The organism is Thalassospira sp. ABD4_177 (assembly GCF_056160125.1).
The window spans coordinates 22,597-41,002 of sequence record NZ_JBSWWO010000006.1; the positions used below are offsets into that span (position 1 = coordinate 22,597).

General features: G+C 56.8%; 17 protein-coding genes. 15 read left to right on the forward strand and 2 right to left on the reverse strand.

The annotated features are described in order from the left end of the window. Positions 1-23 precede the first annotated feature (23 nt). Positions 24-1,058 carry a magnesium/cobalt transporter CorA gene (gene corA / locus ACXAF0_RS18890; protein ID WP_475347376.1) on the reverse strand — a complete coding sequence of 345 codons (1,035 nt, stop codon included), beginning with the start codon at positions 1,056-1,058 and terminating at the stop codon, positions 24-26. A 94-nt stretch (positions 1,059-1,152) separates the two neighbouring features. Then, complete coding sequence (locus ACXAF0_RS18895) at positions 1,153-1,737, reverse strand: EF-hand domain-containing protein (RefSeq protein ID WP_475347377.1); 585 nt, start codon at positions 1,735-1,737, stop codon at positions 1,153-1,155. 106 nt (positions 1,738-1,843) lie between these two features. Here ACXAF0_RS18895 and ACXAF0_RS18900 point away from each other — a divergent pair, with 106 nt between their 5' ends. From ACXAF0_RS18900 to ACXAF0_RS18970, 15 genes are all read left to right on the forward strand, one after another. After that, the gene (locus ACXAF0_RS18900) at positions 1,844-2,317 is read left to right on the forward strand and encodes a hypothetical protein (protein ID WP_475347378.1); all 474 of its coding nucleotides are present in this window, start codon (positions 1,844-1,846) and stop codon (positions 2,315-2,317) included. A 163-nt stretch (positions 2,318-2,480) separates the two neighbouring features. After that, on the forward strand, positions 2,481-2,984 hold the full coding sequence (locus ACXAF0_RS18905) for a division/cell wall cluster transcriptional repressor MraZ (RefSeq protein WP_475347379.1): 504 nt from the start codon (positions 2,481-2,483) through the stop codon (positions 2,982-2,984). Then, positions 2,981-3,967: a 16S rRNA (cytosine(1402)-N(4))-methyltransferase RsmH gene (gene rsmH / locus ACXAF0_RS18910; protein ID WP_475347380.1), complete on the forward strand. Its 987-nt coding sequence runs from the start codon at positions 2,981-2,983 to the stop codon at positions 3,965-3,967. Before ACXAF0_RS18905 ends, rsmH begins: the two co-directional genes overlap by 4 nt. Then, complete coding sequence (gene ftsL, locus ACXAF0_RS18915; RefSeq protein ID WP_475347381.1) at positions 3,964-4,395, forward strand: cell division protein FtsL; 432 nt, start codon at positions 3,964-3,966, stop codon at positions 4,393-4,395. Before rsmH ends, ftsL begins: the two co-directional genes overlap by 4 nt. After that, positions 4,392-6,110, forward strand: coding sequence for a peptidoglycan D,D-transpeptidase FtsI family protein (locus tag ACXAF0_RS18920; protein ID WP_475347382.1), 1,719 nt, complete (start codon positions 4,392-4,394; stop codon positions 6,108-6,110). Before ftsL ends, ACXAF0_RS18920 begins: the two co-directional genes overlap by 4 nt. Then, positions 6,097-7,557 carry a UDP-N-acetylmuramoyl-L-alanyl-D-glutamate--2,6-diaminopimelate ligase gene (locus ACXAF0_RS18925; protein ID WP_475347383.1) on the forward strand — a complete coding sequence of 487 codons (1,461 nt, stop codon included), beginning with the start codon at positions 6,097-6,099 and terminating at the stop codon, positions 7,555-7,557. The genes ACXAF0_RS18920 and ACXAF0_RS18925 overlap by 14 nt, the downstream gene beginning before the upstream one ends. Before the next feature lie 59 nt (positions 7,558-7,616). Next, entirely contained in the window at positions 7,617-9,047 is a 1,431-nt protein-coding gene (locus ACXAF0_RS18930; RefSeq protein WP_475347384.1) for a UDP-N-acetylmuramoyl-tripeptide--D-alanyl-D-alanine ligase, read from the forward strand. A 24-nt stretch (positions 9,048-9,071) separates the two neighbouring features. Beyond that, positions 9,072-10,160 carry a phospho-N-acetylmuramoyl-pentapeptide-transferase gene (mraY, locus tag ACXAF0_RS18935; RefSeq protein ID WP_213473865.1) on the forward strand — a complete coding sequence of 363 codons (1,089 nt, stop codon included), beginning with the start codon at positions 9,072-9,074 and terminating at the stop codon, positions 10,158-10,160. Between the two features lie 12 nt (positions 10,161-10,172). After that, entirely contained in the window at positions 10,173-11,579 is a 1,407-nt protein-coding gene (gene murD, locus ACXAF0_RS18940; protein WP_475347385.1) for a UDP-N-acetylmuramoyl-L-alanine--D-glutamate ligase, read from the forward strand. Further along, a complete protein-coding gene (gene ftsW, locus ACXAF0_RS18945) occupies positions 11,576-12,715 on the forward strand; it encodes a putative lipid II flippase FtsW (RefSeq protein ID WP_475347386.1) in 1,140 nt (379 codons plus the stop codon). Before murD ends, ftsW begins: the two co-directional genes overlap by 4 nt. A gap of 154 nt (positions 12,716-12,869) precedes the next feature. After that, positions 12,870-14,069: an undecaprenyldiphospho-muramoylpentapeptide beta-N-acetylglucosaminyltransferase gene (gene murG, locus ACXAF0_RS18950; RefSeq protein ID WP_475347387.1), complete on the forward strand. Its 1,200-nt coding sequence runs from the start codon at positions 12,870-12,872 to the stop codon at positions 14,067-14,069. After that, positions 14,066-15,475 (forward strand): UDP-N-acetylmuramate--L-alanine ligase, encoded by a 1,410-nt coding sequence (gene murC / locus ACXAF0_RS18955; protein ID WP_475347388.1) that lies wholly within the window; start codon positions 14,066-14,068, stop codon positions 15,473-15,475. Before murG ends, murC begins: the two co-directional genes overlap by 4 nt. A gap of 7 nt (positions 15,476-15,482) precedes the next feature. Next, positions 15,483-16,427, forward strand: coding sequence for a UDP-N-acetylmuramate dehydrogenase (gene murB, locus ACXAF0_RS18960; RefSeq protein WP_475347389.1), 945 nt, complete (start codon positions 15,483-15,485; stop codon positions 16,425-16,427). Further along, positions 16,424-17,338, forward strand: coding sequence for a D-alanine--D-alanine ligase (locus tag ACXAF0_RS18965; protein WP_475347390.1), 915 nt, complete (start codon positions 16,424-16,426; stop codon positions 17,336-17,338). The genes murB and ACXAF0_RS18965 overlap by 4 nt, the downstream gene beginning before the upstream one ends. Beyond that, positions 17,326-18,189: a cell division protein FtsQ/DivIB gene (locus ACXAF0_RS18970; RefSeq protein ID WP_475347391.1), complete on the forward strand. Its 864-nt coding sequence runs from the start codon at positions 17,326-17,328 to the stop codon at positions 18,187-18,189. Before ACXAF0_RS18965 ends, ACXAF0_RS18970 begins: the two co-directional genes overlap by 13 nt. The last annotated feature ends 217 nt before the right edge of the window (positions 18,190-18,406 follow it).

The following is an 18,406-nucleotide window of genomic DNA, read 5'->3' on the forward strand; positions in this document are numbered from 1 at the left end:
CCCCACCAATTTTGCCAGATGCCTTAAAGCCAGCCTTTGCGTTTGAAATACAAAAGCGGCAGGACGGCCGAGAGGATCATCAGGGCAATCGCCACCGGGTATCCGAACTGCCATTCAAGTTCGGGCATGAATTCGAAGTTCATGCCATAGATGCTGGCAATCAGGGTCGGCGGCAGGAAGGCAGCGGCGGCAACCGAGAAAATCTTGATGATGTTGTTTTGTTCAAGGCTGATCATACCCAGCGTCGCATCGAGCAGGAAGGTCACCTTGTTGGCGATGAAATTGGCGTGTTCGGTGATCGAGACAATATCGCGCGACAGAATCTTGAGCCTTGCCTTGGCGTCCTTTTTCAGCCGCGCCTGGGTCGAAAGGAACAAGCCCAAACGATGCAGGTTCAAAAGACTGTCCTTGGCCTTGCCTGACAGGTTGCCGGTTCGTCCGATCTGACGCAGGGTTTCGCGATGATCACCGTCAGAGCCCTTGTCTTCGGCGCTGATAAAGACCTGATTGGACAGGCCTTCGAGATCAATCGCGGTTTGTTCCATCAAATCAGCCAGACGATCCACGATCTGCTCGAGCAAACCAAACAGAACCGCCTCTGCACTGTTGGCAAGTGACGGGCTGCGCTTCACACGCCGGATAAAGGTTTTGAACGGGACCGGATCAGCATAACGCACCGTGATCAGGGTTTTCTTGACCAGAATGAAGGTCACCGCCGTTGTTTGCGGTGCATCGGTGGTTGCCTTGGTCAGAACCGAAACGGTCATGAACAACGCCCCGTCTTCATCATAGAGGCGCGAGGATAGCTCAATTTCCTGCATTTCTTCGCGCGTCGGCATCTCGATACCAAAGCGCTCCTCGATCTCCTTGATTTCCTCAGTGGTGGGAGAATGCAAGTCCACCCAGACCGGAAGGCGATCAACTTTTCCTGTTGCAGGTTTCGCTGGCAAACCATCGGCGGCATCAACGCCGCCAGAGGCATCCGAAGCAACGGGCGCTGGCGCGTTGGTGTCGTCAGTCGTCGTGCGCACCGGAGCAAAGAATTCGTTGGTGTCCATCAGCCTCTCCGTCTTTTCCGGCTTACCGACCATATCGGATGCCAGTTTATGTCTTGCTTGTCATGTGATGAATGCGTTTCAGATGGAATCACCGCTAAAACGGCAACACCGTCCGGAACGAAAACGGATCGATATCCGCATCGTCGCCGCGCTTGTCATCATAGGTTGTGCGCGCCTTTGCCAGGAATTCTACCTTGGTGATCATCTGATCGCCATCGGCATCGTAATCGGGAAACAGCAACCCCAGTCGGCGGCTTTCGGTGCGCAGTCTTTGACGGTTGCCCTCTGCTGAACCGGGGAGTTTTTCAACTGCGGTAAACTCCCGCGCGACAAGGACATTATCGCCATTGATATCGCGGCGGCGGAACATCCAGCTGGCATAGGCCGCGGCCTCGTCCGCGCTGATCCGGCCGTCCTGATCAATATCGATCGGATGATATTGTTCACGATAGACTTTGACTTGTTCCGGGATCCCGGAGGGAGCGATACCCGTTCCGCCATTTTGCTGGGCAAGGGCCTTTGCAATTGCCTCGCTCAGGCCGGGAATATTGGCGGCACCATCCCCCGTCATGCCGGGGACACCGGTACCCGATCCCGCCCCATCAAGGCCATTCAATCCGGAAAGCCCGCCCAGACCGAACTGCGACATCAGTTCCGGGTTGTTTTGCAACTGCTGCATAATCAGTGGCAGCAATTCCCGCATCTGCGGCGATGAAACTTCGGGTGAGGTTGATCCGCCACCGGCCGGGTCAAGAGATAGCCCCTGTGCGAATGCCTCCCCGCCTGTGACCGAGCCAAACCCCGGCAACAAAGAGGCGCCGGAGAATGCGCAACCCATTAATAGAATGGCAGCTTTTATCCGCAACAATCGCTTCCTTCGTTTCACTGACGCTGCCCCGCGCCAGATGAGCCCGCCCCGTTGGGGGCCATATTCCGTTCTGATGGCAGGTCAAACCGATCAAAAGACCATCAGAGATCGTTTTGACATTTTGCAGGAGTTTGCCCGCGCATCAAACCCGATTGGCTATCAAATCGCAAATTGTCTTCATCACGCCCATCCAAACCCAATGCTACAACCGGACCATCAAAACCCAAATTCCGGTTTTACGATGGTCTTCCCATGGGCACCCGTGGAACGGATTTGGGATTTCATGGGCAGAAGATGGAGCTGCACCGGTTTTCCGGGATTTTTGGCCGAATTCAGCCTTTTTGCATGTACCGCAGAAACCCTCGGGAAGCGCCAAAACGTCACAAAGTAGCCCATCAAATCCCATTGACCCCCATCATTTCCCATGGTACCCCATAAATAGGCACAAATTCCGTGCCATGCGGGGCATATCCATTTCAGTCACATCACAGTCGCAAGACAGCCCGATTGGGCCCGTGTTTTGAAATCGGATTTTTGATCAGGGGAATGGCGAAGTGCTGTTCACAGGGACGCACATTCACAAGCTGGACCGGAAGGGACGCGTATCCGTCCCCAAGCGGTTCCGTGCGGCCCTCGACAACGAAGAATTCGCTGGCATCTACCTGTATCAATCCCACAAGGAAAGCGCGCTTGAAGGCTGCAGCCACAGCCATATGGAGCGCATCGCCGCATCGCTTGATGAACTCGACATGTTCTCTGACGAGGCCGATGACCTGGCAGACACCATCCTTGGCTCCTCGCATATGCTTCCTTATGACGGCGAAGGTCGCATCATTCTGCCCGCAGAACTGATCGAATTTGCCCGTATCGAAGACCAGGTCGCCTTTGTTGGCCGTGGTCGCACCTTCCGCCTGTGGAACCCTGACATCTTCAAGCCCCTGCAAGAAGCCAGCCGGACCCGCACGCTCAACCGTGGTGCGACATTGAAGCTCAAACCGATGAATGAACTCCCCAAAGGTGCACGTCCCGGCACCGTAGATGAGGAGGACGCATCATGAGCGACAAGGATCTGAGCTTTGCCACCGAAGACCGTCCCCACAAGCCGGTCCTGCTGCGCGAGGTCCTCGAAGCCCTTGCACCGCGTGACGGCGAGATCATGGTTGACGGCACCTTTGGCGCAGGCGGTTACTCCCGCGCCATTCTTGATTCCGTCAATTGCGAACTTTACGGCATCGACCGTGATCCGACCGCAGTTGCCACCGGCAAAAAGCTTGAAGCCGAATATGACGGCCGCTTCCATATGGTTGAGGGCTGCTTTGGTGACATGGGTCGCCTGATCCCGGAAGCGGGTGCAGAGCAGGTTGATGGCATCGTTCTCGATATCGGTGTTTCATCCATGCAGCTCGATCAGGCGGATCGCGGGTTTTCGTTCCGCGAAGACGGCCCGCTTGATATGCGCATGTCAATGTCCGGCCCGACCGCGGCCGACTTCGTCAACAATGCCGAAGAAGAAGACATTGCCAATGTCGTTTACCGCTATGGCGAGGAACGCGCATCGCGCAAGGTCGCGCGCAAGATTGTCGAACTTCGTTCTGACGAACCTTTTACGACGACATCCCAACTGGCCCGCGCGGTCCGTTCTGTGGTGCGCAAATCCAAGGATGGCATTGACCCGGCGACCCGCACGTTCCAGGCGCTGCGCATTTATGTAAATGACGAGCTTGGCGAACTTGAACGTGCCATGGCGGCGTCTGAGACCTTGCTGAAACCGGGCGGTCGCCTAGTGGTGGTGACGTTCCATTCGCTGGAAGACCGGCAGGTAAAAACCTTCATGAAGGCACGCTCCGGCGATCCGAAAAAGATGTCACGTCGCCTGCCCGGCGAGCCGGAAGTCGCCATTCCGACATTTTCGACCATCACGCGCAAGGCCGTGACCGGTCAGAAGGAGGAAATCCGCGCCAATCCGCGTGCGCGTTCGGCCAAACTGCGCGCCGTTGCCCGCAACGAGCAGCCAGCCACATCGCAGGGAGGTCGCAAATGACCCGTGCGGTAACCATCATTGGCCTCGTTCTGACCATCCTGATTGGCACCGGCACCTATTGGGTCAGCCACGAGGTAGAGCGCCTTGAAAAGCGCTACGCCGAAATCCAGTCTGATATTCTCGCCGAACAGGAAAGCATCCATGTGCTTCAGGCGGAGTGGAGCTATCTGAACAATCCCGAGCGGATCGAACGCCTGTCTCAGCAGTATCTGAGCCTGGCCCAGATTGACGTGCTGCAAATGGCCAGCATCGATGATCTGCCCGAAGATGCCGACCTGCATCAGTATCGCATCGACAAGTTCGGTGAAGCAGTTGCCTTCATGCCCGTTCCGCGCGCCCGTCCAGGGGATCTGATGTATGACGAGGCCGCAGATTCCATGATCATCGACGCCCCGTCGGTCGCGGCAGAAACCGGGGGTGCGCAATGAGCTTGACCCGTTTCTCATACTGGCTGCGTGGTGATCGCCCGGAACTGGGCCCGGATCAACGCGAACGTCTTGCGATCGAAACCGCGCGCAACCGTATCTTCATTACCGGTGCGATGTTCATCATCGGTTTTTGCTGGATCACCTATGGTCTGGTGGATGCATCGGTTCTGCGTCAGGGCAACGAACCCGCCGTCGCATCGGGCACCGATACCCGCGAACTTAAGACCGAGCGCGCCGATATCGTTGATCGCAACGGCATGTTGCTGGCAACCGATCTTCCGACCAATTCGCTTTATGCTGATGCCCGCGTCGTCAAGGATCCGGTTGAGTCCGCAGACCTTCTGCTGACCGTGTTGCCCGACCTTGATCGCGACACGCTGATCCGTCACCTAAGCTCGCGCAAGGCATTCGTCTGGCTGCGCCGCAACCTGACGCCGGAACAGCAATATGAAGTCAACTCGCTGGGCATTCCCGGCCTGAACTTCCAGCGTGAAGAACGCCGCGTTTATCCGCATGGGCGTTTGCTGTCACATGCGCTGGGCTTCACCGATATCGACAATAACGGCATCGCCGGCGCCGAGCGGGAGTTTGACAACGAACTGCGCATCAATAACGGCCCGCTGGAACTTTCGCTTGATACCCGGGTGCAATACGCGCTTGAGGAAGAAGTCGAAACCGCGATGGAAACCTATAGCGCGGTTGGCGCAGCCGGGCTGGTGATGGATGCCTATACCGGCGAAGTCGTTGCCATGACGTCGCTTCCGAACTTTGATCCGCACCGTCCGGGTCAGGCACCGGCGGACGCGCGCTTTAACCGGTCTACGCTTGGCGTTTATGAAATGGGTTCGGTGTTCAAGCTGTTTAACACCGCGATTGCCCTTGAAACCGGCACGTCAACGTTGAATTCGGTTTATGACGCGACGGAACCGCTGCCGGTTGGCGGGTTCCGCATTCGCGACTATCACGCCGAAAACCGTTGGCTGACAGTGCCGGAAATTCTTGTGCACAGCTCGAACATTGGTTCGGCGCGCATGGCCATGGCCTTTGGCGGCGAGAACCAGCGCACCTACCTTAAAAAGCTTGGCATGCTCGACAAACCGCAGATCGAGCTTCCTGAAGTCGGCGGACCGCTTGTGCCCAATCCCTGGCGCGAGATCAACACCATGACGATTTCGTTCGGTCATGGTCTGGCCGTGACCCCGCTTCAGGTTGTCAGTGGTATTTCCACCCTTGTGAATGGTGGCATTCGTCGCCCGGCAACCATCCTGAAACAGGACGGCGCCCCGGCAGGCGAACGTGTATTTTCCCAGAAAACCTCGGAACAGCTGCGCCGCCTGATGCGGCTGGTCGTTACCGAAGGTTCTGGCAAGAAGGCCGAAGTGGCGGGTTACTTCCTTGGCGGGAAGACCGGCACCTCGGAAAAACTCGTGAACGGGCGCTACGTCAAGAACGCCCGCATGTCGACCTTTGTCGCCGCTTTCCCGATGCAGGACCCGAAATACGTGGTTCTGGTGACGTTGGACGAGCCCAAAGGCACCAAAGAAACTTATGGATTTGCCACAGCAGGTTGGGTGTCCGCCCCTGCCGTTGGCAAGGTTGTGACACGTATTGCTCCCCTTTTGGGCATTGAGCCGGCGAATGCGAAGGCGCCGGAGATTGAGCAAGCGCTGCAGATCGAACTTCGCAAGGGGGAGCGCAAACTTGCGTCTTTCTGAGCTCATGGCAGGTGATCAGGCGGCATTGAAACATGCCGAAGGACAGGACCCGGATATCACGGGCCTGACAGCAGACTCACGTACCGTGAAGGATGGCTATATGTTTGCCGCCCTTTCCGGTGCACGAGACGACGGGTCCAAGTATATCGAAGATGCGATCAAACTTGGTGCCGCAGCCATCCTTGCAAAGGACGGCACGCCCAGACCAGCAGCCCCCACGGTTCCGCTGATCCCGGTGGAAAATCCGCGCAAACGCTATGCCCAGCTGGCCGCACGTTTTTACGGTCAGCAACCGGCAAACATTGCAGCGATCACCGGTACGAACGGCAAAACATCGACCGCGATCTTTACCGAACAGCTCTGGACGATCCTGGGCAACATGTCGGGATCGATCGGCACCCTTGGCATTCGCGCCGCCGGGGCGAAAATCCCCGGTTCGCTGACCACGCCGGACCCGGTCGCCCTGCATCAAAGTCTTGATGAAATGTCGGGTATTGGCGTTACCCATGTCGCGATGGAAGCAAGCTCGCACGGGCTTGACCAATACCGCCTTGATGGCGTCGAGGTCACCGTTGCTGCCTTTACCAACCTGTCGCGCGATCATCTGGATTACCACGGCACGTTCGAAAAATACTTCGCTGCCAAGGCCCGCCTGTTCTCCGACCTTCTGGTCGCGGACGGCACTGCTGTGCTCAATGCCGATGTCGAACAGTTTGATCTTTTGAAAAAGCTGTGCGCCAAGCGCGGTGTGAATGTTCTGTCCTATGGCCAGAACGCCGATGACATCAAACTGATCAAGGCAACGCCGGACAGCACCGGCACCCAGCTCCGTCTTGCTGCGAACAAGGGCGAATACAACATCCACCTGCCGCTGATGGGCAGCTTCCAGGTGATGAATGCGCTGGCCGCCCTTTCCATCGTTGTGGCATCGGGTGCGGATCTTGATCAGGCAATCCTTGCGCTTGAAAAACTTGATGGTGTGCGCGGTCGTCTTGAACTGGTCGGCAAAACCAGCTTCGGCGCGCCGGTATTCGTGGATTACGCCCATACGCCAGATGCGCTTGAAACCGTGATCAAGGCGGTTCGCCCGCATTGCAAAGGCCGGCTGGTTTGTGTATTCGGAGCCGGTGGAGACCGTGACGTCGGGAAACGCCAGCTGATGGGGCAGGTTGCCCACGATTTTGCCGATATTGCCATCATCACCGATGACAATCCGCGCAGCGAAGATCCGGCCACCATTCGTGCTGCGATCAAGGAAAAGTGCGAAGGTGCTGTCGAGATTGGCGACCGTTCTGAGGCCATCAAACGCGGCATTGGCATCCTTCAGCGCAACGATGTCCTTATTATCGCCGGAAAAGGCCATGAAAGAGGCCAAGTTGTCGGTGATACGGTTCTTCCATTCGATGATGCATCTGTTGCCCGCAGCATTCTTGCCGGCGGCAATTGACCTTAATTCCCGTTACGGCGCTTTGGCCGTGATGGTCTGAGCGAAAAGAAAGTGACGTTATGACGAAGGCTGTTTTATGGACCGCAACGGATGCCGCAACCGCAACCGGTGGTAAAACCACAGGCGACTGGACGGTAACCGGCATCTCGATTGACAGCCGCAAAGTCAGCGAAGGCGATCTTTTTATCGCCCTAAAGGGCCCGAATTTCGACGGTCACAAATTTGCCCAGGCCGCCCTTGATGCTGGCGCCCATGCCGTCATGGTTTCAGATGCCAACGGCATCACCGATAGCGACAAGGTTCTTCTGGTGGATGACACCATGGCCGCCCTTGAGCGCCTTGGCATCGCCGGTCGTCAACGCAGCAAAGCCAAGATCGTTGCCATTACCGGCAGTGTCGGCAAAACCGGCACCAAGGAAGCGCTTAAATACGTGCTGTCCCAGCAGGGTACAACCCATGCCAGCCCGGCCAGCTTCAACAACCATTGGGGTGTTCCGATAACACTGGCGACCCTGCCGGTGGATGCCGAGTATGGCGTTTGTGAGATCGGCATGAACCATCCGGGCGAAATCAGCACGCTGGTCAAAATGGTCAAACCGTCCGTGGCGTTGATTACCACCGTGGTCGGGGCACATACCGAATTCTTCAAGGACGAAGCCGAAATCGCCATGGCCAAGGCCGAGATTTTCGACGGCCTTGAGAATGACGGCATGGTTATCCTCAACCGTGACAACCTGCATTACTTCGCCCTTGCACGGCGCGCCAAGGAGCTTGGCCTGAGTAACATCAAGTGTTTTGGTACGGATGCGGTATCCGACTATCGCCTGTTTGAAGCCAACATTGTCACCGATGGCAGTGCTGTCCGTGCGCGCGTTGGCGGCCAGGATCTGGAATATTTCATCGGCTGCCCGGGCGAACACTGGGTTCTGAACTCGCTTGCAGTTCTGGGCTGTGTCGATGCGATTGGCGCGGATCTGGTCAAAGCGTCCAAGGATCTCGCCGATGTCACCCCGCCGGCCGGTCGTGGCGAAACGCTGACCATCAAACTGCCGTCAGGCGACGGCACCTTTACCCTGATTGATGATGCCTATAACGCCAACCCGACCTCGATGATGGCCGGGATCAAGGTGCTGTCCCAGAGCAAACCGGGCGACGGCGGCCGCAAGATTGCGGTTTTGGGTGAAATGCGCGAACTCGGCGATATTGCAGCCAAGATGCATGCCGATCTGTATCACCCGTTAACCTCGCTTGAGATTGACCGGGTTTATTCGGTTGGGCCGCTGATGGCCGAGCTCGATAAAACCCTGCCGTCCGAACGCAATGCCGGCCACTTTGAGACCGCCGAAGACGCGATTGAGCCGATCAAGGCCGATTTGCGCGATGGCGACGTGGTTTTGATCAAAGGATCGCTTGGCATTTACGTTTCGAAAATTGTATCGGCCTTAAAATCCTGTGGCGTGGTGGAGAATTCCACAACTGCATCAGAGTAAGCCTCAAAAGGAACGACCAGAGCAATGCTCTATAATCTGCTTTATCAATTTGCTGATCAGATGCCGGTACTGAACCTGTTTCGGTATATCACCTTCCGCACGGGCGGTGCGATCATCACATCGCTTGTCCTTGCCTTTGTGATCGGCCCGCACCTGATCAACTGGTTGCGTTCCAAACAAAGCGAAGGCCAGCCGATCCGCGAAGACGGCCCGGAAAGCCACCTTTTGACGAAAAAAGGCACGCCGACCATGGGCGGGCTTTTGCTGTTGATCTCAACGTCAATTGCCACCCTGCTCTGGGCTGATTTGACCAACCCTTATGTCTGGGCGGTTTTGTTGGTCACCATCGGCTATGGCTTCCTTGGTTTCCTCGATGATTTCCTGAAGGTCTCCAAACGCAATACCAAAGGCCTTCCGGGCAAGCTGAAGCTGCTTGGACAGTTTTCGATCGCGGCCCTTGCTGCCTGGTGGATTTCGTATAACACCGCCGATCCACTTTCGACCGCGCTGGCCTTCCCGTTCTTCAAGAATTTCCTGCTCGATCTGGGTTGGTTCTTTGTGCCGTTTGCCATGTTTGTCATGGTCGGGGCCTCGAACTCGGTCAACCTGACCGATGGTCTGGATGGCCTGGCCATCGTGCCGGTAATGATCGCAGCCGCAAGCTTTGCGCTGATTACCTATCTGATCGGTAACGTTCAGTTCGCCGAATACCTGCAGGTCCATTACGTCGCCGGTTCTGGTGAATTAACCATTTTCCTTGGCGCACTGGTCGGTGCTGGCCTTGGTTTCCTTTGGTACAACGCCCCGCCGGCGATGGTGTTCATGGGCGATACCGGATCGCTTGCCCTTGGCGGTGCCTTGGGCGCGGTTTCGGTTGTGACCAAACACGAACTGGTTCTGGCGATTATTGGGGGGCTGTTCGTTCTCGAAACCCTGTCCGTCATCATTCAGGTCGGATCTTACAAACTGACCGGCAAGCGCGTGTTCCGCATGGCGCCGCTTCATCACCATTTCGAGAAAAAGGGCTGGCAGGAAGCGACCATCGTGATCCGCTTCTGGATTATTGCCGTCATTCTCGCACTGGTTGGTCTTGCGACCCTGAAACTTCGTTAAGGACAAACTGAGGTGATTGATCTTTCGCATCTGCGCGGCAAAACCATCGCGGTTCTGGGTCTGGGGAAATCCGGACTGGCCAGTGTGAAAGCATTGATCAATGCAGGCGCCATCGTCTGGGCGTGGGATGACAACCCGTCATCGCGCGAACAGATCGAACCGCTTGGCTTGGTACCGATCAATCTGGCGGAATGCGACTGGTCGGAACCCGATATGCTGGTCATCAGCCCGGGCATTCCATCAACCTTCCCGACCCCGCATCCCGCGGCTGAAAAGGCCCGCCGTGCAGGCAAGCCGATCATTTGCGATGTTGACCTGCTGTGCACGGCACAGCCCGATGTGCCGACCTTGGCGATCACCGGCACCAACGGCAAGTCGACCACCACCGCCCTGACGGCCCACATCATCGAACAGGCAGGGATCAAGACACAAGCCGGTGGCAACCTTGGCAATGCGGCCCTTGGACTTGAACCCTCCACATCTGATGATTGCCTTGTTCTTGAGCTGTCTTCTTATCAGCTCGAACTTTTGGAACATGCGGCCTTTGATGCCTGCGCGCTTTTGAACATCACCCCGGATCATCTGGATCGTCATGGCGGGCTGGATGGGTATATCGGTGCCAAGCACCTGATCTTTGCCCACTCCAAGGGCCCGAAATGGGCGATCATTTCCATTGATGATGAGCCATGTGCGAAGATGTCCATGGAGCTGGCCCGTGAAGGCGGTCGCCACATCATCGAGGTTTCAGTCAAACAGCCCGTCGATCACGGCATCTATGTCGATGGCGATGGTTGGCTGATTGATGACATGACCGGGGCCAAAACCCTCATTCTTGATCTTACGACCGTCACCCAGATGCCCGGGCGCCATAACTGGCAAAACATTGCCTTTGCCTATGGTCTGTGCCGCGCGCGGGGTGTCGATGCCACGCGGATCATTGATGGCATCATGTCCTTCCCGGGTCTTGCCCACCGACAGGAAATGCTTGGCACCATTGATGGCGTTGTGTTCGTTAATGACAGCAAGGCCACCAATGCCGAGGCATCGGCAAAGGCGCTGTCGGCCTATCGTAACATTTACTGGATTGCGGGTGGCAAACCCAAGGAAGGCGGGATCGAAGGCCTGCAGGAATTCTATCCCCACATCAAGAAAGCCTATCTGATTGGCGCTGCGACCAACGAATTTGCCGAAACCCTTGGCAATGACCTGCCGTGGACGAAATGCGAAACCCTTGATGTCGCAACCAAGGCCGCCTTTGCCGATGCCAAGGACAGCGGTGATGACAATCCGGTGGTGATGTTGACCCCGGCCTGCGCGTCATTCGATCAGTTCAGAAGCTTTGAAGCACGCGGTGACGCCTTCCGCGATCTTTATACCGCCTTGGCCGATGGCAATTTGACCGGAAAGGAAAGCGCATGAAGTCCCTTTTTGGTCATAACACTCATATCGCCTTTTCGCGTGCCGATACCTCGGTTCTGGGGATCTGGTGGTGGACGGTGGATCGCTGGTTGCTGGCTGCCATCATTCTTTTGATGGGGATTGGCGCACTTCTGGTGATGTCAGCAAGCCCGCCGGTCGCCGATCGCATCAATGTCGACAGCTTCCACTTTGTTACCCGCCAGTTTGTCTTCCTTGGCATGGCGACGATCTGCATGTTTGCCATTTCTCTGTTGCCGGTGAAGTGGATCAGACGGTTGGCATCCTTCATGTTTTTGGGTGTGATCTTTCTGCTGATCGTCACCCCGTTCATCGGATCAGACATCAAGGGTGCAGTACGCTGGATCAACATTGCCGGCATTAACCTGCAGCCCTCGGAATTCCTTAAACCCGCCTTTGCGGTTGTGATTGCCTGGATGTTTGCCGAAGGGCGGCTGAACCCGAACTTCCCGGGCTATATCGTTTCCAGCCTGATCCTCGCGGTGTGCATCTTCCTTTTGATGATCCAGCCGGACTTTGGCCAGACCGTTGTCATCACTTCGATCTGGTCGGTACAAATCTTCCTGGTCGGTCTTCCGATCATTCTGGTGTTCTGTCTGGGGCTTGGCGCGGTTGGACTGGCTGTTACCGCCTATCTGATCCTGCCGCACGTTCAGTCGCGCGTGGATCGCTTCCTGGATCCGGCATCGGGTGACAGCTATCAGATCGAACGATCGATGGAAGCCTTCATGAGCGGCGGCATCATGGGCCGAGGCCCGGGTGAAGGCTGGGTCAAAAACTCCATCCCCGATGCGCATTCCGACTTTATCTTTGCCGTTGCGGGCGAAGAATTCGGTCTTTTGTTCTGTGTGCTGGTGGTTGGTGTCTTTACCTTCATCATCATGCGCGGGTTTTCGCGCCTGATGGGGGAACGCAACCTGTTTGTTGTTCTGGCTGTCACCGGCATTCTGGTTCAGTTCGGCTTGCAGGCCGTGATCAACATGGCCTCCACCCTGCAGCTGGTCCCGCCAAAGGGCATGACTTTGCCGTTCGTTTCATACGGTGGATCGGCGACAATCGGCATTGCGATCGGCATGGGATTTGTCCTTGCCCTGACACGCAAACGCCCCGGCGAATAGTCGACATCCCGCCTTAAAAACTTTCTGCATCAAAACGACAAATTCGGGCCTTATTCAGGGTCCGGTTTGAAGGGATATTAACCTTTGTCGGGTTCTGATGGGGGTAACTGTCAGGGAGCTTCCCTGCACCGCCGTCGTTTTACATGTGGACAAGATGACTGACTTCGCAAATCCAGAACTTACTGCTGCCGAGACACCGCTGGCAGGTCAGGTGATCGCCGTAACATCCGGTGGCACCGGCGGGCATATGTTCCCGGCTGTTGCCTTGTCCAAATCACTCGTGCGTCGTGGCGCACAGGTCCTGTTTTTCACAGATGCCCGTGCTGCCCGCTATACCGAAGGTGTTGAAGGCGTCGAGACTGTCATCCTTCCGGCCGGCGGCATTGCAGGCAAAGGCATCAAGGGCCGCCTGATCGGGGCCGCCCGCCTTGGCCTTGGCACGCTTAAGGCCAGAAGTCGTATTAAAAAGGTCAAACCCGCAGCCGTAATCGGCTTTGGTGGCTATGCCTCCATCCCGGCGACCATGTCCGCCAAGTGGCTTGGCATTCCCTATGCCATTCACGAACAAAACGCGGTTCTGGGTCGCGCCAACCGTCTGGTTGCAGGCAACGCCCAACGTATTGCAACATCCTTTGCCAAGGTCACGATGATAGCGCCCGAAGATGAGGCCAAAGTCATCTGGACCGGCAACCCGGTCCGCGCCGAAGTCGCCGCCCTTGCATCGAGCGAATATGACGCACCGACCAATGATGGTCCGATCCGCCTGCTGATCACCGGTGGGTCGCAAGGGGCGCGCATTCTGTCTGAAATTCTGCCGACCGCACTGGTGAACCTGCCAGAAGGCCTGCGCAAACGCCTGATCGTCACCCAGCAGGCCCGCGAAGAAGATATCGAAGCCGTGCGCAAAACCTATGACGGATCGCAGATCGACGTGACACTGGCATCCTTCGTTGATGATATCCCCGAACGCCTGCGCGACTGCCATCTGGTAATTGCCCGATCCGGCGCGTCGACCGTTGCGGAATTGACTGCCGCTGGACGTCCGGGCTTTCTGGTCCCATTGCCCCATGCCATTGACGATCATCAGCGCTATAACGCGCAACAGGTCGAAGGGGCTGGCGGTGCATGGTTGATGCCGCAGGATCGCTTTAGTAGTGAGGCCGTGACGGATCGCCTGGCAAAACTTCTAACCAACCCGGCCGCACTTACCCGTGCGGCCAAGGCTGCGAAAAGCAGTGGCCGCGCCAACGCCGCAGAGCGGTTGGCAGACATGGTGCTTGATATGCTGGGCCTGAACCCGGCCGGAAGCCCGGACAACAAAAACATGACCAAAGACCGAGGAGACACTCAATGAACACCCTGCCGCTCAACATCGGCACCATCCACTTTGTCGGTATTGGTGGCATCGGCATGTCCGGTATTGCCGAAATCCTCAATAACCTCGGTTATTCGGTTCAGGGGTCGGACATTTCCGACAATGCCAATGTGCAGCGCCTGCGCGCCCTTGGCATCAAGGTCTTTGTCGGCCACAAGGCGGCAAATGTCGAAGACGCCAAGGTCGTTGTCATTTCCACCGCCGTCAAACCTGACAACCCCGAAGTCACCGCCGCGCGCGCGGCCATGATCCCGGTCGTTCGCCGTGCTGAAATGCTGGCCGAGCTGATGCGCCTTAAGGCCGCAATTGCGATTGGTGGCACGCATGGCAAAACCACCACCACGTCCCTGGTTGCGACCATGCTTGATGCCGCCGGGTTGGATCCGACCGTGATCAATGGTGGCATCATCAACTCGTACGGCACCAATGCGCGTTTGGGTGAAGGTGACTGGATGGTGGTCGAGGCCGATGAATCTGATGGCACCTTTGTCAAAGTACCGTCGACCATCTCGGTCGTGACCAACATTGACCCGGAACATCTTGATCACTGGAAAGACTTCGATCAGCTGCGCGAAGCCTTCAAGAACTTCGTTCAGAATATTCCATTTTATGGCTTTGCCGTTCTGTGCATCGACCATCCTGAAGTCCAGGCTCTGATCGGGCGCATCACTGATCGTCGTATTTTCACGTTTGGCTTCTCGCCGCAGGCCGATGTGCGTGCGGTTAATGTCCGCACCAATATCGGCGACAGTGTCTTCGATGTTGTCATCCGCGAACGCGTCGACAGCGAAGAACGGGTGATCAAGGATGTCCGCCTGCCGATGGTGGGCGACCATAACGTTTCGAACTCGCTGGCCGCGATTACGGTTGCGCTGGAACTTGGCATTCCGGACGAGAAAATCGTTTCCGCCTTTGATGGCTTTACCGGTGTGAAACGCCGCTTTACCAAAACCGGCGAAGTTGATGGCGTAACCATCATCGACGATTACGGCCATCACCCGGTTGAAATCAAAGCCGTGCTAAAGGCCGCCCGTCAGGCCACCCGGAACAACGTCATCGCCGTGGTCCAGCCGCACCGTTATTCGCGGCTGCATGACCTGTTTGAAGATTTCTGCACCTGCTTTAACGATGCCGACAACGTGATTGTCGCCGACGTCTTTGAAGCCGGAGAAAGCCCGATTGAGGGTGCTTCGCGGGATGCGCTTGTCGAAGGCCTGCGCAATCTTGGCCATCGCCATGTCAGCGCCCTTGAAGGCCCGGAAAAACTGGCCGAAGTCATCAAAGCCGAAGCAAAACCGGGCGATCTCGTCGTTTGTCTCGGCGCTGGTTCGATCAGTGCCTGGGCCAATGCCCTGCCCGCCCAACTTGAAGCGATCAAGAACTGAAACAGATATGAGCACGCCGGAACACCATACGCCCCTGATTGACCGCCTGCCCAAGGTGCGCGGCAAGCTGCGTGAAGGTGCGCAACTGGCCAAGGTCACCTGGTTTCAGGTCGGCGGCCCGGCAGATGTAATGTTTCGCCCGGCCAATGAAGCCGATCTTGCCGACTTCCTGAAAGGCAAGCCGCAAGACTTGCCCGTGACCGTGATCGGCGTTGGCTCCAACCTTCTGGTCCGGGATGGCGGGATTCGTGGCGTTGTCGTCCGCTTGGGCCGCCCGTTTACCGAGGCCACCATCAAGGATGGTGATCTCCATGTCGGCGCCGGCGCGCTTGATTTGAACGTCGCACAAACAGCCCAGATGAACGGGATTGCCGGTCTTGAATTTTTGTCGGGCATTCCGGGCACCATTGGCGGGGCACTTCGCATGAATGCCGGGGCTTATGGCACCGAGATCAAGGATGTTCTGGTGTCGGCAACTGCCATTGATGGCAGCGGGACCATCCATACCGTCACACCCGATGAGATGGACATGTCCTATCGCCATTGCGGTGTGCCGGAAGACTGGATTTTCACATCCGCCATTCTGCGCGGCACTTCGGGCGACCCGGCCGACATCGCCAAACGCATGGATGAAATCCAGCAGGCGCGTGCAGGATCACAACCGATCAAATCACGTACCGGCGGATCGACATTTGCCAATCCGGTGCCGGACCGCGCCTGGGAAGTCATTGATGCTGCCGGATGCCGAGGCCTTAAAATCGGTGGCGCACAGATGTCCGAACAGCACTGCAATTTCATGATCAATACGGGCGATGCCACCGCCCTTGATCTTGAGCAGCTTGGCGATGAGGTCCGCAAACGGGTCAAAGAACATAGCGGCGTTGAGCTGCGCTGGGAAATCCGGCGCATTGGTGAGCGCCTTGGCCACTCGATCATAGGAAAAGACGCATGAGCAAACATGTCGCTGTCATTCTGGGCGGTTGGTCAGCAGAACGCGAAGTATCCCTGTCATCCGGACGCGAATGCGCCAAGGCCCTGCGCGAAAAGGGCTATCAGGTCACCGAGGTCGATGCGACGCGCGATATCGCAAGTCAGCTTGGCGCAATTGATCCCAAACCCGATGTGATATTTAACGCCCTGCATGGTCGCTGGGGCGAAGATGGTGCGGTTCAGGGACTGCTTGAAATCATGAACATACCCTACACCCATTCCGGTGTAAGGGCATCGGCGATCGCCATGGACAAGATGTCTGCCAAGGCGATGTTTGCCGAATATGAAATCCCCTGTGCCCGCCACGTCTGGGTGACGCGTGAAGACATTGCATCGGGCAAGGCATTGCCGCCGCCCTACGTCCTTAAACCCAATAACGAGGGATCGTCTGTCGGGGTTGAGATCATCCTGACGGCCGAGGAAGAGCAGAACATGCTCGCCCGTAGTTGGGACCATGGTGCTGGTATCATGCAGGAAGAATTCATTCCCGGTCGGGAAATGACCGTTGCCGTCAAGGATGGCAAGGCGATGGAGGTCATCGAAATCCTGACCGGCAATCATGCCTTTTACGATTTTGAATCCAAATATGCCCAGGGCGGATCAGAACATATCGTCCCGGCCGACATCGAAAGCGATTTGCGTGATCGCCTGCAACGCCACGCCGAAGAAGCCTATAAGGCGCTTGGTTGCCGTGGTGTAGCGCGGGCCGATTTCCGCTATGACCCGGAAAAGGATCATCTGGCGATCCTTGAAATCAATACCCAGCCGGGCATGACGCCGACATCGCTTGTTCCGGATGCCGCCCGTCACGACGGTATGAGCTTTGCCGATATCGTTGCGTGGATGGTGGAGGACGCCTCATGCGAACGCTAGAAGAACAGGCCCGCGAACGCCGCGAAAAGCTTGATAAAAAGCATGGCGTTGCATCCAACGTTAAAAAGATCGCCCGCGTCATGTGGTGGAGCGGCTTTGTTGGCGCAATCACGATTATTCCGGCCGCCCTTTTATATACCGGCAAGGCCGATAAATGGCTTGATATGGCCGAACAGGAAAGCGTGCGCCTATCAGCCGAGTTCGGCATGACGGTCAAGAATATCGAAGTATCCGGCCGCGAAAAAACCGACACCAATGCCCTCTTGGCCGCCATCGGACAGAAACCGGGTACGCCGATTATCACCTTTGACGTTGATGCCGCGCGTGAACGGGTCGAGGAACTTTCATGGGTGCGCAGCGCAACGGTCGAACGTCAGCTGCCCGATACCCTTATCGTGTCGGTCGTTGAGCGCAAACCGCTGGCATTGTGGCAAACCGAAGGTCGCGAGCATGTCCTGATTGATGGCGACGGCGAACAGCTTCAGAACTATGAACTGGGTGATTATCTTGATCTGCCGGTTCTGGTCGGCGATGACGCGCCCAAGGCCGCGGCTGAAATGCTGACCACCTTGCAGACCATCCCGCATCTTTATGAACAGATCACCGGCGCCCAGCGCATCGGCCATCGCCGCTGGAACATCCAGCTTGCCAACGGCATGTTCATTCGCTTGCCTGAAGAAAACATGGCAAAGGCCTGGCAGCGGCTTGAACTGCTGGATCGTGATCATGGCATCCTTGATCGCGATGTTCTGATTGTTGATCTGCGCCTTCCAGACCGGACTTTTGTCCGTCTGACGCCGGGGGCTGCCGAGCAACGGCGAAATCCGCCAAAGAAGGAGGGCGCGGTCTGAACTGACCGCCCTTCTGCCAGCTTACAAACCGCCGCCGAAAAAGCGCCTCGGACGGTTCTTTTCAGACTGCCAATCTTGTTTTTACACAGTTCTTGCGAACATTCGCATGAAAGATGCGTTATGGGATGGTCTGCCTTAACCAAATTGCAACCGCTTTTGGTGGAAAACGGGCTTAATAAGGTAGAGTTATAAAACTCCCGCCACATAACCGATAAAA

Excerpts from the sequence above, each read along its gene's own strand:
- rsmH (WP_475347380.1), top strand. The coding sequence starts at position 2,981 with ATGAGCGACAAGGATCTGAGCTTTGCCACCGAAGACCGTCCCCACAAG.
- ACXAF0_RS18920 (WP_475347382.1), top strand. The coding sequence starts at position 4,392 with ATGAGCTTGACCCGTTTCTCATACTGGCTGCGTGGTGATCGCCCGGAA.
- murB (WP_475347389.1), top strand. The coding sequence starts at position 15,483 with ATGAGCACGCCGGAACACCATACGCCCCTGATTGACCGCCTGCCCAAG.
- ACXAF0_RS18930 (WP_475347384.1), top strand. The coding sequence starts at position 7,617 with ATGACGAAGGCTGTTTTATGGACCGCAACGGATGCCGCAACCGCAACC.
- murG (WP_475347387.1), top strand. The coding sequence starts at position 12,870 with ATGACTGACTTCGCAAATCCAGAACTTACTGCTGCCGAGACACCGCTG.
- ftsW (WP_475347386.1), top strand. The coding sequence starts at position 11,576 with ATGAAGTCCCTTTTTGGTCATAACACTCATATCGCCTTTTCGCGTGCC.
- ACXAF0_RS18965 (WP_475347390.1), top strand. The coding sequence starts at position 16,424 with ATGAGCAAACATGTCGCTGTCATTCTGGGCGGTTGGTCAGCAGAACGC.
- mraY (WP_213473865.1), top strand. The coding sequence starts at position 9,072 with ATGCTCTATAATCTGCTTTATCAATTTGCTGATCAGATGCCGGTACTG.
- ACXAF0_RS18895 (WP_475347377.1), bottom strand. The coding sequence starts at position 1,737 with ATGCAGCAGTTGCAAAACAACCCGGAACTGATGTCGCAGTTCGGTCTG.
- ACXAF0_RS18970 (WP_475347391.1), top strand. The coding sequence starts at position 17,326 with ATGCGAACGCTAGAAGAACAGGCCCGCGAACGCCGCGAAAAGCTTGAT.
- corA (WP_475347376.1), bottom strand. The coding sequence starts at position 1,058 with ATGGACACCAACGAATTCTTTGCTCCGGTGCGCACGACGACTGACGAC.
- ftsL (WP_475347381.1), top strand. The coding sequence starts at position 3,964 with ATGACCCGTGCGGTAACCATCATTGGCCTCGTTCTGACCATCCTGATT.
- murC (WP_475347388.1), top strand. The coding sequence starts at position 14,066 with ATGAACACCCTGCCGCTCAACATCGGCACCATCCACTTTGTCGGTATT.